The organism is Microbacterium aquilitoris (assembly GCF_031932285.1).
Taxonomy (GTDB): domain Bacteria; phylum Actinomycetota; class Actinomycetes; order Actinomycetales; family Microbacteriaceae; genus Microbacterium; species Microbacterium aquilitoris.
Genome location: NZ_JAUZVT010000001.1, coordinates 691,484 through 709,495 on the forward strand (window position 1 = coordinate 691,484; position 18,012 = coordinate 709,495).

An 18,012-nucleotide genomic window follows, 5' to 3' on the forward strand; every position below is an offset into this window, starting at 1 on the left:
GTGACGGATGTCCGGCCGCTGGGGATGATGTGGCGTTCGGGGCCGGGTCTTGTCTCACCTGCACCGGCGGCCGTGCATCCGTCACGCTCCGGCTGGTGCCGCCGGGGCGAATCTGGTGTGCTGAGCGGTGATGATGCGGCCCGGGATGATGCAGCGGCGTGCCGCCGAGGTGGCCGGATGGGGTGCGGCGCTGGCTCTCGCGCTCATCGCCGTGGCCGTCGTCGCCTCGACGAGTTCGTGGCTGCTCTACCGCGATGGGGATTCGGTCGTCGTCGCGCTCATGGCGGATTCGCTGCGGCGCGGGGACTCGCAGGACTGGGCGCTGTCGCCCGTGCTCTTCCTGCCCGAGACCACGGTCTACGCGGCGCTGTCGTTCCTGGGGCTCGGCACGACGGGGTCGCTCACGCTCAACGCCGTGGTCAACCTCCTCGCCGTGTACGGCGGGATCCGCCTGGTCGCCGGGCGCTCCCGGCCGGGCTCGCGGCCCGTGACGGGGAGCGTTCTGGCGTTCGCAGCGTTCGTCGCGCTGGTCCTCCTCGAAGGACCCGGCGGGATGCCGGGGTTCCACCTCGCGCTGCTGACGGCGACGACGACCTACTACTCCGCGACGGTCGTCGGCACTCTTGTCACCGTGGGTCTGTTCCGGCGGCTGCTGGACGGCGCGCCGACCGTTCGTGTCGTGCCCGTCATGGTGGGCGTCGTCGCGATCTCGACGCTCACGAATCCCCTCTTCGTCGGGTGGTGCGTCGGACCGGTCGCGGTGGCCGTCGGCGTCCTACTTGTCGGGCGCAGGATCGTGCCGCGTCTCGCCGTCGTGACGCTGCTCGCGGTCGCGGGCGCGGCGGCGGTCGGGTACCTGCTGCGGGGGTTCTTCGCCGCGAACATCGTCGCCGCCGGCGGTAACTACCTGCGCCCCGACCAGGCGGGTGACGCGCTCGCCCGTCTCGCCGGTGTGCTCGGCGACACGGTGGTCTCCGTGAACGGACTCCTCTGGCTCGCCGTGGTGCTCGCCCTGTTCGCGGCGAGCGTCGTCGTCGCGGTACGGTCGTGGCGTCGGCGTGACGGCGTCGTCGCGGCCGTCTGCGTCCTCGCGGTCGTCGCGCCGCTCGCGGCGACCGCCCTCGTCGTCGTGGCCGGCACCGACGCCGATCGCTATCTGCAGCCGTGGGTGTTCCTGCCGGTGGTGGTGCTCGCGGTGGCGCCACCCGTCCTGTCGGTCCCTCGCGCCCTGAGCGCGATCCTCGCCGGTGCGCTCGCCGTTGCCGCCATCGCCGCGGTTCCCGTGACCGTCGCGGCCGCGAGCCGCCCGGACGCGGATCTCGCGTGCGTCACCCGCTGGGTCGAGGCATCCGGCCGCACCGGTGCGGGGCAGTTCTGGACCGTGCGCGCGCCGAAACTCGCCCTGACCGACCCGTCGCATCTGGTGCAGGTCGACAACACGATGCGCCCCTACGACTGGCTCGTCAACCGCGCCGAACGTCGCGGACCGGTGACGTTCCTGATCCAGGATGCCGCGACCATCCCCTTCGCCGGTGTCCCGACGTTCGACGCGACGCCCGTCCGCTGTGGTCGCTACACGATCCTCGACTTCGGCTCGCGCGTGCTGCCGCTGGGCGACCCCCGAAACTGAGCTCGGCGTCGGCGGTGGCCGGTGCATCGGCGAACGCGCGGCGCGCTAGTCGAGCGGTGCGACGTCGACCTGCACGCGCAGGGTCGAGGTCTTCGCCTCGGTGAAGATGATGCCCGTCACCGGTGAGACGTCGCCGTAGTCGCGGCCCCACGCGACGGTGACGTACCGATCGTTCGCCCACTGATTGTTCGTCGGGTCGATCGCGAGCCACTGGTCGGTGCCGGGCAGCCACACCGCGAGCCACGCGTGCGAGGCATCCGCCCCGAAGACGCGCTCTTTGCCGGGCGGCGGCTGCGTCGCGAGGTACCCCGAGACGTAGCGCGCCGCGATCCCGTGACCGCGCAGGCAGGCGAGGGCGACGTGGGCGAAGTCCTGGCAGACGCCCGCCCGCTTCGTCATCGCGTCGCCCACGGTGCTCGTCACGGTCGTCGCGGTCTTGTCGTAGTCGAAGTCGCGGAAGATCCGCTGCATCAGGTCGGTCGCGGCTTCACCGATCGGCCGCCCCGGTGTCAGCGACTCGGCCCCGTAGGCGAGGGCTGCCTCGTGGTGCGCGACCCGGGCGGACTCGAGCGCATACTCGGTGGCCTCGACGGCGCCGTCGAGTTCGGGATGCCGCAGCGGCCGCGCGAGCTCCCATGACTGCGCGAGCGCCTCGGCGTCGTACTCGGGCACCGCGACCGTCACCTCGCTCGACGCCTCGATCGTCAGCGCCTCGTGCGGATCGGTCACGTGGAAGTACGTCGACGAGTTGCCGAACCAGTCGGTGCGGGGGGAGATGTCGCCCGGGAGGGGGTCGACTGTCACCTCGGAACCGGCGATCCGCTGCCACGGCAGGTCGCGCGGGCGCAGGTGGAACTGGCCGATGCTGTCCTGCACGGCGTCGCTGTAGGTGTACGCCGTGCGATGCCACACGCGGTAGCGGGTCATGCGCGCGCACCCATCAGCTCGACGAGCGACAGCTCGGCCATCGACACCGCCGGCGGGCCGGCCTCGAAGTGCAGGTCGCCGATCGCGTCCGAGAGCTGCTCCAGCTGAGCGCGGACGCCCTCGAGCCCGTCGACGAGCCGCTCGCGGCGTCCCCCGACGACCGCCGTCATCTCGAGCACCTCGATCTCGGCGAGCTCGGTCTCGAGCTGGTCGAGCAGACGCTCCGCACGCGACGAGCCGGTCGAGGCGGGCATGGCGGCCAGGTGGCCGCGCAGGGTCTGCAGCGAGAACGCGAGCGAACGAGGGTTGCCGCGGTCGAGCAGCAGCAGCTCGGCGACGTCGGCCGCTCGCATCGCACCGCGGTAGCGGCGGCGGTGCGTCACGACGCTCTCGGCCGTCAGCAGCAGCGATTCGAGCACTTCGCGGTCGGTCCGCGGACTGCGACTGGCCGACAAGGCCGACGACAGCAGGGTCGTCAGTTGTAGGCCGCGCTCCAGGTAGCGACCGGCCTCCATCATGTGCCAGCCGGGGTCGCGGATCATGTTGGCCGTCACGCCGTAGAGAGACAGCATCGAGGCGAGCATCCGTCCCGCGGATTCCGCCGTCCGGTGCGGATGCGGCGCGGTCCGGAGCGCGCGCACCGCGCGTTCGATGTTCGAGAAGACGCGCCACGTGTCGCCTGAGAGCTGATCGCGCACCCCCTCCATGGCGTCGCGGAGGCGCGCGATCGAGTGCGCCGCCGATCCGGGACGCGCGGCATCCAGCAGCAGCGACCGGAACTCCGCCTCGGGTTCGCTCGCCCGCGTGCCGGCGAGGGTGTGTATCGCTGCGAGCAGCACGCGCACGCTCTCGCCCGCCTGGCCCGCCCGGTGGGCGCCGGGCTGGTCGAGCGCCGCCTGAGTCGAGATCACGAGACGCAGGAGATCCTCGGCGCGCTCGGCGTAGCGGCCCGTCCAGAACAGGTCCGACAGTGCGCGCGGCGCGAGGGTCGGGTCGCTTCTGGTCGTCGGCAGGGATGCCACGTCGACGATCCCCTGGTCGGCTTCCGCCTCGTCCGACTTCAACACCCATACGTCCTTCGTGACGGGCGCCGACTCGGGTGCGGTCCGCACCGTCGCCAGGCCGCCGACGAGCGGACGGTACGTCGACCCGAAGCGGATCGCGAAACCCCGCAGGGTGACGGGTAGAGCGGATGCTGCGCCCCGGGCATCCCACACCGGGACCTGCGACAGGGCCAGCTGCTCGACCGCGGCGAACCGGTGCGGCTCCCGCACCAGGCGGGCGCGCAGCTCGGGATCGGCCGCGTCGAGGCGGCGGCGGGGGTCGTCGATGTGGCGCAGCTCGAGCGTCGGGTCGCCGGCGGTCAGGCGCGGGAGGGCGTCGGCACGGGCGTCGGGGTCGCCGAGCCACCATGCGGGGACGGACGGCACGCGCAGCTGCTCGCCGAGGAGCCGTTCGCAGACGGCGGGCAGGTAGGGGAGGAGCGCGGGGTTCTCGAGTACCCCGGCGCCGAGTCCGTTGACGACGCGCACGTGCCCGCGGCGCACCGCTTCGGCGAGGCCCGCGACGCCGAGCCGCGATCCCGAGCGGAGTTCGAGCGGGTCGCACCACTCGGCATCCACCCGTCGGAGGATGACGTCGACGCGCTCGCGCGGGGCGCGCTGCGGCCAGCCGGCGGGCTTCATCCACACCGCGCCGTCACGGACGACGAGGTCGCTGCCCTGTACGAGAGGGAAGCCGAGCGCGTTGGCGAGGAAGGCCTGATCGAACGCGGTCTCGGACAGCGGGCCGGGGGAGAGGACGACGATGCGGGGACTGCTCGCCCCCTCGGGGGCCGCGGCGATCAGCGCGGCACGGAGGGCGGCGAAGTAGGGGTCCATGCGGTGCAGGGTGCCCTCGTCGAGCAGGTCGGGCAGCACCTGCGAGATCACGCGCCGGTTCTCGGCGGCGTACCCGAGGCCCGAGGGCGCCTGCACGCGGTCGGCGAGCACGTGCCATTCGCCGGCGGCGTCGCGACCGAGGTCGGTCGCCGAGAGGAGCAGGTCGGGCGGCGGGTTCTCGTCGCCGGCGCGCGCCATCGCGCGGAGGAATCCGGCGTGACCGAGGATGACCGCGGCCGGCACGATCCGCTCGTGCAGCACGACCTGCGGTCCGTAGAGGTCGGCGAGGAGGGCGTTCAGCAGCTCGGCGCGCTGCGCGAGGCCGACGTCGAGGCGTGCCCAGCCCGGGGCATCCAGGACGAAGGGCATCGGGTCGAGTTGCCACGGTCGCAGGTCGTCCCCCGCACGCGCGTACGAGACGCCGTCGTCGGCGAGGAACCGCGAGATCTCGCCGTCGACGCGTTCGAGCTCTTCGCGGGTGAGGCCCAGGGCGAGCGAGGCGAGCCCCTGCCAGGCGGGACGCAGTGCGCCGTCGCCGTCGACGACCTCGTCGTAGCGTGGCGCTGTCGACGCGAGCGACAGCGTCGGTTGCGACACGGCCGCGGCATAGTCACGGAGCACACTCACGGGGTCACCTTCCTGGGTCAAGCGTAGGGGCACGCGACCGGTCGATCCGCGCGTGCGACCGGTCGCACGCGAATACAGTGGGACGCATGACGGGACCGGACTCCACCTTCACCGTCCGCCCCGCGCGGACATCCGACGTCCCCCGCATCCAAGAGCTCCTCGAGCCGTGGGTTCAGCGGCGCATCCTGCTCGGCAAGGAGCGCGTCACCCTCTACGAGACCGTCCAGGAGTTCGTCGTCGCCGAGGCGGGCGACCGTCTCGTGGGATGCGGCGCCCTGCACGTGATGTGGGAGGACCTCGGCGAGATCCGCACGCTCATCGTGGCCGACGATTGGCTGCACCGCGGGGTCGGCGGGGCCGTCGTCGACCTGCTCGAGGAGAACGCGCGGGCGCTCGGTCTCAGCCGGCTGTTCTGCCTCACCTTCGAGGTGCCCTTCTTCTCACGCCGCGGGTTCGCGGAGATCGGCGAACAGGTCGTCGACCCCGATGTCTATTCGCAGCTGCTCCGCAGCGCCGACGAGGGCGTCGCCGAGTTCCTCGACCTCGCGCACGTGAAGCCCAACACCCTGGGCAACACCCGCATGCTCAAGCAGTTGTAGGCGCGCCGGACGGTCCACCGCGGAGGCCGCGCTTACCCTGGGACGCGTGAGCAGCCAGACCCCTCGTCACCGGCCGTCGCCGGCCGTGTACCGACGACGTCGGCTCGCCGTGCTGCTGCTCGCCGTGCTCATCGTCGGCGGCATCGTCGCGCTCGTCGTGGGTCAGCCCTGGCGGGCGATGACGGATGCCGCATCGCGGCCCTCCGGCGCAGGGGCGGCATCCGCCGGCCCGACCGCGTCGTCCGACGCGCCGCTGCCGACGGCGACGGGTGTCACCCCCGTGCCGTCGGGTACGCCGAGCCCGCGCGTCACCTCGTCGGCGGACGGCGACACCGGTGCGCCCGGTGACGACGACGGCGGAAGTGCGAGTGACGTGCCCGCCTGCACGACCGGCGATGTGACCGTCACCGCCACTACCGACAAGACGTCCTACGGCACGGGTGAGCTGCCGAAGCTCTCGATCACTCTCGTCAACGACACCGACCAGCCCTGTCTCATCAACGTGGGGACGGCCGCTCAGACGTTCGAGATCACCAGCGGCACCGATACCTGGTGGCGATCAACGGACTGCCAGACCGAGCCGAGTGATCAGATCGTGCAGCTCGACGCGGGCAAGACCGTGAAGAGCTCGGCTCCCATCGTCTGGGATCGCACACGATCGGCCGTCGACACCTGCGACGGCGACCGGCAGAAGGCCCTGCCCGGCTGGTACAACCTGGCCGTGACGATCGGGGGGATCGGCTCCGCCGAGCCGGCCTCGTTCACCCTCCGCTGAGCAGGGGCTCCGGCACAGCGTTTTCTGAGAAATTTCTCATGAGAGATGGGCTGTCCCGCGGTGCTCGAGTGTGCGTACCCTGGGGTTCAGCTCACGGCGGCTCTCCTCCACTGGTCCCCAGCAGCGGAGTCCCGCTACCCCCCCCAGGCGGGACGTCGGATCCCCCGGGTCGCCGGCGAGCGATGGGCCCTCTCGACTTCTCCAGTCCCCAATGGGGAGTTCGAGAGGGCCCCCTTCTTTTTGTGCTCGCCGGTGTCCACGATGCGCGGATCGGCGACGCGCGGCATCCCGCTTAGGCTGGGGGGATGGCCGGGAAGAAGCGCGAGAAGAAGCCGCTCGAGTTCCGCAACACCGCACTCGCGGACGCGCTCCAGACGCAGGACATGGCTGCCCTCGCGTTCGCCCTTCGACACGGACCGACGGTCGTGCCGCTGCTGCGCCCCGGCGCCCGCGACGACCCCCGTGATTCGGGTGAGGTCTGGACGTACCGCGATCCGGCCACCGGCGACGTCGCGCTCCTCCTGTTCAGCGATGCCGCGAACAAGCCCGCATCGCTGCCGCCCGGTGTCGGGCTGCAGTCTCCGGCGTGGCTGCGGGCGTTCCTCGGCACATACGGTGACGAGATCACGACCGTGTTCTTCGACATCGCCGGTCCGCACGCGATGCAGGCGTCGCCGGCCGACCTGATCGCGGCGCTCGACGCCTGATCCGCCTCGGAAGCCCGACCTGGCTCAGAAGCCTGACCCGCCTCAGGAGCCTGACCCGACTCAGAAGTCGGGCCGGTCGTCCCGCGTCGGTGCGTGGTGCCGTGCTCGCTGATTGAGGGCGTCCCGGAGCGTGCCTGCACTCGCATCGATGACCGCTTTGTACCCCAGTCGCGCCGCCTCGGACCGTCGCTGGTCGTGCTGGGTGACGCGGCGGATCTCGCCCGACAGGCTCAGCTCGCCGATCGCCGCGAGCTTCGCGGGGTTCGGCCGCTCGGCTGCAGCGCTCGCGATGGCGAGGGCGATGGCGAGGTCTGCGGCCGGTTCGGTGAGGCGAACCCCGCCGACCGTGGAGACGTAGACGTCCTGGTCCGACAGCTTGATGCCGGCGCGCTTCTCGAGCACGGCGAGCACCATCGCGACACGGGCACCGTCGACACCGCTCACGATCCGGCGCGGGTTCGGAGCCGACGTGTGGAGAGTCAGGGCCTGCACCTCGACGGGCAGCGCACGACGACCCTCGAGGGCCACGGTCACGCACGTGCCGGGCTCGCTGGGACGCGTGCTGAGGAAAAGTGCGCTGGGATCGGGGACCTCGGCGATGCCGTCGCCGGCCATGTCGAAGCAGCCGACCTCGTCGGTGGCGCCGAAACGGTTCTTGAGCGCCCGCACGAAGCGCAGCGACGTCTGCCGGTCGCCTTCGAAGTGGCAGACGACGTCGACGAGGTGTTCGAGGATGCGCGGCCCCGCGACCTGACCGTCCTTCGTGACGTGTCCGACGATCACGACCGGCAGGTCGCGCTCTTTCGCGACGCGGATGAGGGTGGATGCCACCTCCCGCACCTGACTCGGCTGCCCGGCCGCCCCGTCGATGAGCCCTGACGAGACGGTCTGCACAGAGTCGACGATCAGCAGGTCGGGTCGCACGTCGTCGATGTGCCCGAGCGTCGTGGCCAGGTCGGTCTCGCTGGCGAGGTAGAGCTCGTCGTGCAGCGCGCCGGTGCGTTCGGCGCGCAGGCGCACCTGGCCGAGGGATTCCTCGGCGCTGACGTAGAGGACGCGCCGCCCGGCGCGCGCGCTCTGCGCGGCGACCTCGAGCAGGAGGGTCGACTTGCCGACCCCCGGCTCGCCCGAGAGCAGGATCGCCGCGCCGGGGACGATGCCGCCGCCCAGGACGCGGTCGAACTCCCCGACGCCGCTCGAGCGGCGCGGCGTCTCACGCGTGTCGATCTCGGTGATGCGACGCGCGCTCCGTGTCGGGGCGATCGGGGTGACGGATGCCGTGATCCCCGTCTGCGTGGCGGCTTCGACGACGGTGCCCCACTGCTGGCACTCGCCACAGCGGCCGACCCACTTCGCGGTCGTCCAGCCGCACTCGGTGCAGCGGAAGGCCGCGGTCGGTGCGGGTCGTCGTGAAGCCATGTCCTCAGGCTAATCGCGGCATCCGACATCGCCGGTGGGCACCGCTCTTGTTCGTCCAATGGATATGCAATATATTGCGTATCGCTGGCGTTGCATCGACCAGACCTCGACTGGGGGTCACCGACAGAGAAGGAAGAGACCTATGACCACTGCAGACATCACCAACGTCGTCCTCGTCCACGGCGCTTTCGCGGACGGATCCGGCTGGCGCCGCGTCTACGATCTGCTCACCGCCCGCGGCTTCCGGGTGTCGATCGTGCAGAACCCGCTCACCTCGCTCGAGGCCGACGTCGCCGCGACCACGCGCGTCCTCGACCAGCAGGACGGCCCAGCGATCCTCGTCGGCCACTCGTGGGGTGGCACCGTCATCACGCAGGCGGGGATCCACCCGAACGTGGCGGGTCTCGTGTACGTCTCGGCGCTGATCCCCGATGCGGGGGAGTCCTCCGGTCAGCAGTACGAGGGCTTCGCCGCGACCCCCGAGTTCGTCATCGACGTGCGGGACGACGGCTACGGCTACCTCGCCCGGGATCACTTCGGTGCCGGGTTCGCCGCCGACATCGCCGAAGCGGATGCCGCCTTCCTCGCCGACAGCCAGGTGCCCGTCAACATGTCGGTCTTCGCCGAGCCCGTCACGGCGGCGGCGTGGCGCGACAAGCCGAGCTGGGCCGTCATCGCCACGGAGGACAAGGCGTTCGACCAGGCGATGCTCCAGCACATGGCCTCGCGCGTCGGCGCGCAGATCACGAACGTCCCCGGCAGCCACGCTCTGTTCATCTCGCAGGCCGAGACGGTCGCTCGAGTGATCACCGATGCCGCGGGCTCCGTGCGCTGATCCGCGCCTGCCGAATCGAGGAGGAGTCTGGTGAGTGTCGCCCTGTTCGCCGTCCCCCTGTGGGTCGAGCTCCTCGCCGCCGGGCTGGGCGGGCTGCAGGGCGCCCTCGTCGCGGCGGAGCACCGTCACCAGCGCATCGATGTGTTCGGGGTGCTGGTCATCGGCCTCCTGGTCGAACTCGGGGGAAGCCTGCTGCGCGACGTCGTCCTGAATCAGCCGCCCGTCGTGATCTGGCAGAACTGGTATCTGCTGGTCTCGGCGGGAGGCGCTCTGGTGGGGATGGGGCTGCAGGCGGTCGTCTCGCGACTGACGTGGCCGCTGACCGTCCTCGACGCGATCGTCATGGGGATGTTCGGCGCCATCGGCGCGTCGAAGGCCCTGGCTCTCGATGTCGGCCCCGTCGGCGCGGTCGTCGTCGGGGTCATCGGCGCGATCGGCGGGGGGATGCTGCGCGACGTCGCACTGAACCTGCCGTTCTCCTTCCTGCAGGTCAGCACGCTGTACGCCGTCGCCGCCGCAGCGGGGGTGACCGTGCTCGTGGTGCTGAACGCGTTCGCGGTGCCGATTCTCGTCTCCGGACTGGCCTGCATCGCGGTCACGGTGACCGTACGTGTCGTCGCCGTCGCGTTCGTATGGACGTTCCCCGAGCCCGGTTCGCTGCGACGCTCGCGCGCGGCCTGACCCTCTCGGGTCAGCGCAGCGAGGTGGCGACCGCCTTCAGGGCGTCGGCGGAGCGATGGAAGAGCGCCAGCTCGTCGTCCGAGAACGAGGTCTCGAGGATCGGGCGGGCTCCCGCGCTGCTGACGACGGAGGGCACCGAGAGTGCGACGCCGTCGACCCCCTGGAAGTCGCTCAGCACCGTCGACACGGGCATGACGGCGTGCTGGTCGCCGAGGATCGCCTCGACGATGCGTGCGCTCGACAGCCCGATCGCGTAGTTCGTCGCTCCCTTGCCGCGGATGACCGTGTAGGCGGCATCCCGCACATCGACGGCGATGCGGTCGAGCTCCAGGGCCGTGAAGGGCGGCTGGCCGTCGAGCGGCTGCCAGTCCAGGATCGGGACGGTGCCGATCGTCGCGCGCGACCAGTGCGGGAACTCGGTGTCGCCGTGCTCGCCGACGATGTAGGCGTGGACGCTCGAGGTCGACACCCCCGCGCGCTGCGCGAGCTTCCACCGCAGACGCGACGTGTCGAGCACGGTGCCCGACGCGAAGATCCGCTCAGGCGGAAGCCCCGTAACCTCCTGGCCGATGACGGTGAGCACGTCGCACGGGTTCGTGACGATGACGTACACGGCGTTCGGGGCGACCTCGAGCAACTCGGGCAGCATCCGCTTCAGGATGCCGGCATTGACCCCGGCGAGCTCGGTGCGGGTCTGCCCGGGGTTCTGCTTCGCCCCGGCGGTGATGACGACGACGTGGGAACCCGCGGCGACCGAGACGTCGGACCCGCCGGAGATGTCGCTCGATCCGGTGAACTGCGCGCCGTGGGCGAGGTCGAGGACCTCCGCTTCAACCTTCTCGGCGGCGATGTCGTAGAGGGCGACGTGCCGGGCCGATCCGCGGATGAGGGCGGCGTAGGCGACGCTCGATCCGACGGCGCCCGCGCCGACGACGGTCAGTTTCGAGTTCTCGATGACGCTCATACCGTCAGTGTGGCAGTCGACGGATGCCGGCGGCCCGGATCCAGCCGTGCAAATCAGATGGGCTGCGCGTCGGCCGCCGCGGGCCGGCGGATCCCGAGGAACGAGACCAGTGCGCCCGCGACCATCAGGACCGCCGTGACCAGCGCGGCGCGGTGGAACCCGTCGAGGTCGAGCGATCCGCCGATGATGACGGCGAGCAGCGCGATGACGACGAGTCCGGCGATGCGTGAGACGGCGTTGTTCGTCGCCGAGGCGATGCCGGAGCGCTCGCCGCCGATCGCGCCCAGGATCGTCGAGGTCAGCGGCGACACCGTGACGCCGAGCCCCAGGCCGAAGACGATCAGACCGGGCAGGACCTGCGTCCAGTAATCGAAGTCCTTCTGGACGGCGAGGAGCATCAGCGCTCCCACCGCCATCACGAGAGGGCCGACGGTCATGAACAGGCGCGGACCGAACCGGTTCACCCATCCGCCCACGACCGAGCTGAGCGCGATCAGGGCGAGCGTCGTCGGCAGGCTCGAGAGCCCGGCGAGTGTCGCGCTGAGGCCCGCGCCCTGCTGCAGGTAGACCCCGACGACGAAGCCGTTGAGCGAGAGGGCCGCGTAGATGAAGAAGGTGGCCAGGTTGCCGGTCCAGAAGTTCCGGACGCGGAAGATCCCGAGCGGCAGGATGGGCGAGCGCACGGTGCGCTGACGCAGCAGGAACGCCGCGAACAGCAGGATGCCGGCGGTCAGCGGCATCCATATCGCCGGATGCCCCCACCCCAGGTTCGGCTGTTCGATGAGCGCGAAGACGATGCCGCCGAGGCCGAGTGTGCACAGGGCCGCGCTGACGAGGTCGATGTGCGCGTCGTCGCGCCGTCGGTCGACGTCGCCGAGGCGCGTCAGGAGGATGAAGGTCACGGCGATCGGGAGGATGTTGACGAGGAAGGCGAAGCGCCACGACAGCAGGTCGACGAACAGTCCGCCGATGAGGGGTCCCGCGAGGTTCGCGCCCGTGGTCCACGCCGTCCACTGGCCGATCGCCCGCGCCTGCGCCGGGCCGTTCAACAGCGACGTGATGAGGGCGAGCGAACTCGGTACGAGGAACGCACCCGCCGCGCCCTGCAGGGCCCGGGCGATGATGAGGACGACCGGGTCGGGAGCGAGGCCCACACCGATCGACGCGATCCCGAAGCCGATGAGGCCGATGCGGAGGACGAGCACGCGACCGAACGCGTCGCTCACCGACCCCGCGAAGAGGATGAGGGAGCTCAGGGTGAGGAGGTAGGCATCCACCGCCCACTGCTGCGTGGACAAGCCGCCGCCCAGCTCGTCCCGGATGGCGGGGAGCGCGACGTTCACGACCGTGCCGTCGAGGAACGCGACAGCAGACGCGAGCGCTGCGATCGCGACGATCAGCCCGAACCGGGGGGATGTCGTCGGAGCGCTCACAGGCTCACGTTACGCCCGGGGAGGAGGTCAGCGGGGGCTCGAGCCGACGGGAACGGTCGTCATTCGGGCGGGGAAGCGACAGGTCGCGTCGGGTCGAGGCCGTCGAGAGGAGTGGAGGGGAGGGCGATCCATCCTTCCCGGCGGGCGCGGTCGTGCGCGGCGGGCGGGACGGGGTGCGTTGCGCCCAGCGCGTGTGCGCGGGCAATGAGCGCGGCGACGACGGCGTCGAACGCGTCGTCAGAGGCTTCCATCAGCGCGCGCTGATCGGGGGTGACGGCGAGCCATAGGGCTGCGGCGAGGAGGTTCGCCGTCGCCGTCTGGCGGGCCGCGGCATCCGTCTTGTATCCGGACACCGCGACACCCCAGAGGCGGAGGGATGCCGCGGGGTAGACCTCGACGAGTCGTCCCGTCGCGCCCGACCGGTCGACCACGTCACCGGCGGCGGCGAACCCTGCGAGCAGGTCGGCGCACCGCATCGCGGTGAGTCCCAGGCGATCGGTCGAGACGCTGAGGGGGAGGCGCCCCGTGATCCGGTGGGTGGCTCGGTCGGTTTCGCGGTAGGCGAGCAGGCGACGTCCCTCGATGCCGCGGAGGTCCGGGGCGGGTGCCTCGCCCCGCGCGTTCGCCGCGATGTAGGCGACGAAGTCGTCGGGCCAGCCGAACGCGCAGTCGACGCCGACGTGCGTCGACCCGGCGGCGAACCCGACGATGTCGTCATCCGTGTTGTCGAGGCGGAGCGTCGTGAGTTCGGCGCCCCCACCGCGCCAGTCGACGACGGCGACCGCCGTACGCGCCGGCTGCGCCGCGAGGTCGACTCCGGTGGTGATCACACCGCGACGCTACCCGTCCGCCGGTGCGTCGAGACGTCGCAGATGGTCGCCGAACCGGGCGGAACACGACCATCCGCGACGCTTCGGCGAGGCAGGACGAGGCTCGGTTCGCGGCATCCGTTTTGGTGTCGTAAGCTGGACGACGGTGACGTGTCCGAGCGGCCGAAGGTGCAACTCTCGAAAAGTTGTGTAGGGTAACCCCCTACCGTGGGTTCAAATCCCACCGTCACCGCCATGAAAACCCCTGCTTATGCGGGGGTTTTCTGTTTCTCTCGGCGACGTCAGTCGTCCAGCAGCGACACGCTCTGGACGGTGGCGATCCGATCGACCAGGTCGCCTGCCGCGCGATCGATCGCGGCGGCCGACCAGGAGATGACGAGCGCCGCGACGAGAAGGGCACCCGCAGTGGCGGCCCAATCGACGCCGCGGCGGATCGTCAGGACGACGAAGGCGAGCGCGCTGAGGATCGCGACGGTCTGGCCCGCGACCTGGGCGAAGGCCATGCGCACGGCGGACTCCTCCGTCAGCGGGCCCCAGCTGTTGAAGACGAGCATCAGCGCGAGCGGGACGACCACCACGCCGGCGACGAGCAGGTCCACCGGGTCGGTCGGTAGCGACGGCGTGCGACGGGACGGGCCTCGGACGCGGTGACGGCGGTCATAGCCCCGACCCTAGCGGCGTGCTCCCGGCCGGGACCAGGGCGAGCCGACGCGAACGGCATCCATCCGCGCACGGTCAGCGCACATCGCGTCGGGTCGAGACCAGGCACGCCGCCCTAGAGTGAGTCGGATGCCACGACGGGGGAGGCGACGATGCTCGCGACGGTGACCTATGCGCCGACGGACGGTCAGGATGCGACCGCGCTCGGCTTCCTGGTGCACAAGCACCCCGCCAAGGTGCAGACCTTCTCGGCGCCGGTCGGCGACATCCACGTCTTCTATCCCGAGGCGACCCCCGAGCGGTGCACCGTCGCGGTCATGCTCGAGGTCGATCCGATCGCGCTCGTCCGCAATAAACGGTTCCGGGGGGATGCCGGGGCTTTCAGCCATTACGTCAACGACCGCCCGTACGTCGCCTCGAGCATGCTCGCCGTCGCGCTCGGGACGGTGTTCCGCACCGCGATGACCGGTCGCAGCGACTCGTACCCCGAGCTGGCGGCATCCGCTCTGCCTCTGCGGATCGAGATCCCCGTGGTCTCCGCCCGCGGCGACGACGACCTCGTGCGTCGCTTGTTCGAGCCGTGCGGCTGGTCGGTCGAACAGACCCGCATCGCGCTCGACGGCGACCACCCCGAGTGGGGCGACTCCCGGTACAGCTCGGTCGTCCTGACCGGCGAGGTCCGACTGGCCGAGGCGCTGCGCCAGCTCTACGTCCTGCTGCCCGTCCTCGACGACGCGAAGCACTACTGGGTCGGCGACGACGAGATCGGCAAACTCGAGCGCGCCGGCGAGGGATGGCTCGCAGGCCACCCTGAGCGCGACCTCATCACGCGGCGCTACCTCGTGCACCAGCGCGCGCTGCTCGCCGATCCCGCCGAGGGCGAGGACCGCCCGACGCCGCTCCGCCAGCACCGCGCCGACGCTGTCCTCGCCGCGCTCGCGGACGTCGGCGCGCACCGCGTCGTCGACATGGGCTGCGGCCCCGGAGCGCTCCTCGCCCGCCTCGCGAAGGACCGCTCCTTCACCAAGATCGTCGGCGTCGACGTCTCTGCCCGCTCACTCGACCAGGCCGCACGGATGCTGCGGCTCGCCGAGGCATCCGATGCCGAGCGAGAGCGCATCGAGCTGCTCCACGGCTCGGTCGTCTACCGCGACGAGCGGCTGCGCGGTTTCGACGCGATGGTGCTCATGGAGGTCGTCGAACACGTCGACCCGTCGCGGCTCGGCGCGCTCGAAGACGCCGTCTTCGCCTCGGCCGCACCCAACGCGGTCGTCGTCACGACGCCCAACGCGGACTACAACGTCCTCTACCCAGACCTGCCCGCGGGCGCGTTCCGTCACGACGACCACCGCTTCGAGTGGACGCGCGACGAGTTCCGCGACTGGGCCGAGGGGGTCGCCGCCCGTCACGGCTACACCGTTTCGTACCGTCCCGTCGGTGAGGCGGATGCCGACCACGGCGCCCCCACGCAGCTCGCCCTGTTCCGGAAGGAGGTCGCGGCATGACCGTCCTCGACATCCCCGCCCTCTCGCTCGTGGTCCTCGTCGGGGCATCCGGATCGGGTAAGTCGACCTTTGCGCGGGAGAACTTCGGCCCGTACGAGACGCTCTCGAGCGACGCCTTCCGCGGGCTGGTCGGCAACGACGAGTCCGACCAGTCGGTGACCGCCGCCGCCTTCGACGCGTTGCAGTACGTCGCCGGCAAGCGTCTCGACGCGGGCCTGCTCACCGTCGTCGACGCGACGAGCGTGCAGCCCGAGGCGAGGCGCAAGCTCGTCGAACTCGCGAAGGCGCACGACGTGCTGCCGGTCGCGATCGTCTTCGACGTGCCCGAGGCGGTCTCGGTCGAACGCAACGTGGCGCGCACCGATCGCCACATCCCCGCGGGCGTCGTGAAGCGGCAGAACGACCAGCTGCGCCGGGGGCTCCGTCACCTCGGGCGCGAGGGCTTCCGCAAGGTGCACGTGCTCCGCACCCCCGACGAGGTCGCGGACGCCACCATCGAACGCACGCGCCTTCTCACCGACCGCACGGACGAGCGCGGCCCGTTCGACGTCATCGGCGACGTGCACGGATGCCGCAGCGAGCTCGAGACACTGCTCGGACGCCTCGGCTACGAGCTCGTGCGCGACGAGCAGGGACGGGCGGTCGACGCGCGGCATCCCGAGCGGCGTCGCGTCGTCTTCGTCGGCGACCTCGTCGACCGCGGGCCCGACGTCGTCGGCGTCCTGCGCCTCGCGATGGGGATGGTCGCGTCGGGCAGTGCGCTCGCCGTGCCGGGAAACCACGAAGCCAAGCTCGTGCGCGCGCTCCGCGGCGCGAAGGTCACCGTCTCGCACGGGCTCGAGGAGACGCTCGCCCAGCTGGCCGGCGAGAGCGCGGAGTTCCGTGAGCAGGTGGAGGCGTTCTGCTACGGCCTCGTGTCGCACCTGATCCTCGACGGGGGGCGGCTCGTCGTCGCGCACGCCGGCCTCAAGGAGCAGTACCACGGGCGCGCGTCCGGGCGGGTGCGCGCGTTCGCCCTGTACGGCGAGACGACCGGCGAGACCGACGAGTACGGGCTGCCCGTGCGCCACCCCTGGGCGCAGGATTACCGCGGTAAGGCCGTCGTCCTCTACGGGCACACGCCGGTGCCGACGGTGGAGTGGGTGAACAACACCGCGTGCCTCGACACCGGCTGCGTCTTCGGCGGGGCGCTCTCGGCGATGCGCTACCCCGAGCGCGAGGTCGTCTCGGTGCCGGCCGAGCAGGTCTGGTACGAGCCGATCCGTCCGCTCGCGCCCGCCGCGCCCGTGCGCGCCCCCGGTGTGCTCGACCTCGCCGACGTGCAGGGCAGGCTCATCGTCCAGACGAGCCTGCATGGCCGCGTCGGCATCCAGGAGGAGCAGTCCGCCGGAGGTCTCGAGACGATCAGCCGGTGGGCGACCGATCCGCGCTGGCTCATCCACCTGCCGCCGACGATGTCGCCGCCGAACACGTCGGCGCGCGACGGCTACCTCGAGCACCCCGACGAGGCCTTCGCGACGTACCGGGCGAACGGCGTCACCGATCTCATCGCCGAGGAGAAGCACATGGGCTCGCGCGCCCTCGTGCTCGTTGCGCGCGATCCCGCGCGGTTCTCGGCGCCCGAGGGATGGCGCGGCGCGATCCACACCCGGACCGGTCGCCCGTTCTTCTCGCCCGACGTCGAAGCTGACATGCTCGCGCGTCTCGATGCGGCGATCGAGCGCGCCGGCCTCTGGGACGAGCTGGACTCGTCGTGGATCCTCCTCGACGCCGAGATCCTGCCCTGGTCGCTGAAGGCCGGTGACCTCATCCGCGACCTCTACGCCTCGGTGGCCGCGGCGGCCGAGACCGCGACGGATGCCGCCGGTGCCGTGTTGGCCCGGGCCGCGGCATCCGGGATCGATGTCAGCGCCCTCGCCTCGCGGAACCGGGCACGCGGCGAGGGTGCGCGCGGATTCCGTGCGGCCTACGCCGGTACGTCGGTGACGAGTCCATCGCGCGCGTCGCGCCGTTCCAGGTGCTGGCCGCAGGGGACGCCACGTTCGAGACACGCGACCACGGGTGGCACCTCGGGGTGGCCGACCGGCTCGTCGAAGCCGCGCCCGACCTCGTGGCGTCGACGCAGCGACGACGGATCGATCTCGGGGACGAGGCATCCGTCACCGCGGCGGTCGCGTGGTGGGAGGAGCTGACCGGCGCGGGCGGGGAGGGCATGGTCGTGAAGCCGTTCGCCAACCTCACGCGCACCGAGAAGGGCCTCGTGCAGCCGGGCATCAAGGTGCGTGGCCGTGAATACCTGCGGATCATCTACGGGCCCGACTACACCGACCCCGCGAATCTCTCGCGCCTGCGCGACCGCAACGTCGGGCACAAGCGCTCGCTCGCCGCCCGCGAGTACGCGCTGGGGATCGAGTCGCTCCACCGCTTCACCGCCGGAGAGCCGCTCTGGCGCGTGCACGAGTCGGTGTTCGGAGTCCTCGCCCTGGAGTCCGACCCGATCGACCCGCGCCTGTAACCCCCCCATAACGACGTCGAGACGT

Annotated in this window: 14 protein-coding genes, 1 tRNA gene and 1 pseudogene; 9 read left to right on the plus strand and 7 right to left on the minus strand. The window is 71.3% G+C overall.

The window, feature by feature from the left end; genetic code table 11:
- The first annotated feature begins 145 nt into the window (after positions 1–145).
- Positions 146–1,630, plus strand: coding sequence for a hypothetical protein (locus tag Q9S78_RS03390; protein WP_311868859.1), 1,485 nt, complete (start codon positions 146–148; stop codon positions 1,628–1,630).
- Between the two features lie 45 nt (positions 1,631–1,675).
- On the opposite strand, the gene Q9S78_RS03395 is transcribed toward Q9S78_RS03390, so the two are convergent.
- Positions 1,676–2,557, minus strand: coding sequence for a transglutaminase family protein (locus Q9S78_RS03395; RefSeq protein ID WP_116227984.1), 882 nt, complete (start codon positions 2,555–2,557; stop codon positions 1,676–1,678).
- Positions 2,554–5,064, minus strand: coding sequence for a circularly permuted type 2 ATP-grasp protein (locus Q9S78_RS03400; protein WP_311868861.1), 2,511 nt, complete (start codon positions 5,062–5,064; stop codon positions 2,554–2,556). The genes Q9S78_RS03395 and Q9S78_RS03400 overlap by 4 nt, the downstream gene beginning before the upstream one ends.
- A gap of 86 nt (positions 5,065–5,150) precedes the next feature.
- Between Q9S78_RS03400 and Q9S78_RS03405 the strand changes: the two genes are divergently transcribed.
- The 3 genes from Q9S78_RS03405 to Q9S78_RS03415 all read left to right on the plus strand — a co-directional run bounded on the left by Q9S78_RS03405 (position 5,151) and on the right by Q9S78_RS03415 (position 7,145).
- A complete protein-coding gene (locus Q9S78_RS03405) occupies positions 5,151–5,663 on the plus strand; it encodes an amino-acid N-acetyltransferase (protein WP_018185717.1) in 513 nt (170 codons plus the stop codon).
- A gap of 46 nt (positions 5,664–5,709) precedes the next feature.
- A complete protein-coding gene (locus Q9S78_RS03410; protein ID WP_311868862.1) occupies positions 5,710–6,438 on the plus strand; it encodes a hypothetical protein in 729 nt (242 codons plus the stop codon).
- 305 nt (positions 6,439–6,743) lie between these two features.
- Positions 6,744–7,145, plus strand: coding sequence for a hypothetical protein (locus Q9S78_RS03415; protein ID WP_018185715.1), 402 nt, complete (start codon positions 6,744–6,746; stop codon positions 7,143–7,145).
- Between the two features lie 60 nt (positions 7,146–7,205).
- Here Q9S78_RS03415 and radA read toward each other — a convergent pair whose 3' ends face one another.
- Positions 7,206–8,564 (minus strand): DNA repair protein RadA, encoded by a 1,359-nt coding sequence (radA, locus tag Q9S78_RS03420; RefSeq protein WP_018185714.1) that lies wholly within the window; start codon positions 8,562–8,564, stop codon positions 7,206–7,208.
- 142 nt (positions 8,565–8,706) lie between these two features.
- On the opposite strand from radA, the gene Q9S78_RS03425 reads away from it, so the two are divergent.
- Positions 8,707–9,399, plus strand: a complete 693-nt coding sequence (locus tag Q9S78_RS03425; RefSeq protein ID WP_311868864.1) for an alpha/beta fold hydrolase — start codon at positions 8,707–8,709, stop codon at positions 9,397–9,399.
- A 30-nt stretch (positions 9,400–9,429) separates the two neighbouring features.
- Complete coding sequence (locus Q9S78_RS03430; RefSeq protein ID WP_311868866.1) at positions 9,430–10,080, plus strand: trimeric intracellular cation channel family protein; 651 nt, start codon at positions 9,430–9,432, stop codon at positions 10,078–10,080.
- A gap of 10 nt (positions 10,081–10,090) precedes the next feature.
- Here the strand turns inward: Q9S78_RS03430 and Q9S78_RS03435 are convergent, their stop codons facing one another.
- From Q9S78_RS03435 to Q9S78_RS03445, 3 genes are read right to left on the minus strand one after another with little or no spacing between them, the layout of a single operon-like run.
- Positions 10,091–11,044, minus strand: a complete 954-nt coding sequence (locus Q9S78_RS03435) for an L-lactate dehydrogenase (RefSeq protein WP_311868868.1) — start codon at positions 11,042–11,044, stop codon at positions 10,091–10,093.
- Between the two features lie 53 nt (positions 11,045–11,097).
- Positions 11,098–12,477 (minus strand): MFS transporter, encoded by a 1,380-nt coding sequence (locus Q9S78_RS03440; protein ID WP_311868869.1) that lies wholly within the window; start codon positions 12,475–12,477, stop codon positions 11,098–11,100.
- A gap of 59 nt (positions 12,478–12,536) precedes the next feature.
- Positions 12,537–13,307, minus strand: coding sequence for a DUF429 domain-containing protein (locus tag Q9S78_RS03445; protein WP_311868870.1), 771 nt, complete (start codon positions 13,305–13,307; stop codon positions 12,537–12,539).
- 144 nt (positions 13,308–13,451) lie between these two features.
- On the opposite strand from Q9S78_RS03445, the gene Q9S78_RS03450 reads away from it, so the two are divergent.
- Positions 13,452–13,542: transfer RNA gene (locus Q9S78_RS03450), tRNA-Ser, on the plus strand.
- 46 nt (positions 13,543–13,588) lie between these two features.
- On the opposite strand, the gene Q9S78_RS03455 is transcribed toward Q9S78_RS03450, so the two are convergent.
- The gene (locus tag Q9S78_RS03455) at positions 13,589–13,906 is read right to left on the minus strand and encodes a hypothetical protein (RefSeq protein ID WP_311868872.1); all 318 of its coding nucleotides are present in this window, start codon (positions 13,904–13,906) and stop codon (positions 13,589–13,591) included.
- 213 nt (positions 13,907–14,119) lie between these two features.
- Here Q9S78_RS03455 and Q9S78_RS03460 point away from each other — a divergent pair, with 213 nt between their 5' ends.
- Both Q9S78_RS03460 and Q9S78_RS03465 read left to right on the plus strand, forming a co-directional pair.
- Positions 14,120–15,472, plus strand: coding sequence for a 3' terminal RNA ribose 2'-O-methyltransferase Hen1 (locus tag Q9S78_RS03460; protein ID WP_311868874.1), 1,353 nt, complete (start codon positions 14,120–14,122; stop codon positions 15,470–15,472).
- A pseudogene (locus tag Q9S78_RS03465) lies at positions 15,469–17,987 on the plus strand (polynucleotide kinase-phosphatase). Before Q9S78_RS03460 ends, Q9S78_RS03465 begins: the two are co-directional and overlap by 4 nt.
- The last annotated feature ends 25 nt before the right edge of the window (positions 17,988–18,012 follow it).

Coding starts and splice junctions, on each gene's coding strand:
- radA (WP_018185714.1), bottom strand. CDS start 8,564: ATGGCTTCACGACGACCCGCACCGACCGCGGCCTTCCGCTGCACCGAG.
- Q9S78_RS03395 (WP_116227984.1), bottom strand. CDS start 2,557: ATGACCCGCTACCGCGTGTGGCATCGCACGGCGTACACCTACAGCGAC.
- Q9S78_RS03435 (WP_311868868.1), bottom strand. CDS start 11,044: ATGAGCGTCATCGAGAACTCGAAACTGACCGTCGTCGGCGCGGGCGCC.
- Q9S78_RS03425 (WP_311868864.1), top strand. CDS start 8,707: ATGACCACTGCAGACATCACCAACGTCGTCCTCGTCCACGGCGCTTTC.
- Q9S78_RS03460 (WP_311868874.1), top strand. CDS start 14,120: ATGCTCGCGACGGTGACCTATGCGCCGACGGACGGTCAGGATGCGACC.
- Q9S78_RS03390 (WP_311868859.1), top strand. CDS start 146: ATGATGCAGCGGCGTGCCGCCGAGGTGGCCGGATGGGGTGCGGCGCTG.
- Q9S78_RS03415 (WP_018185715.1), top strand. CDS start 6,744: ATGGCCGGGAAGAAGCGCGAGAAGAAGCCGCTCGAGTTCCGCAACACC.
- Q9S78_RS03405 (WP_018185717.1), top strand. CDS start 5,151: ATGACGGGACCGGACTCCACCTTCACCGTCCGCCCCGCGCGGACATCC.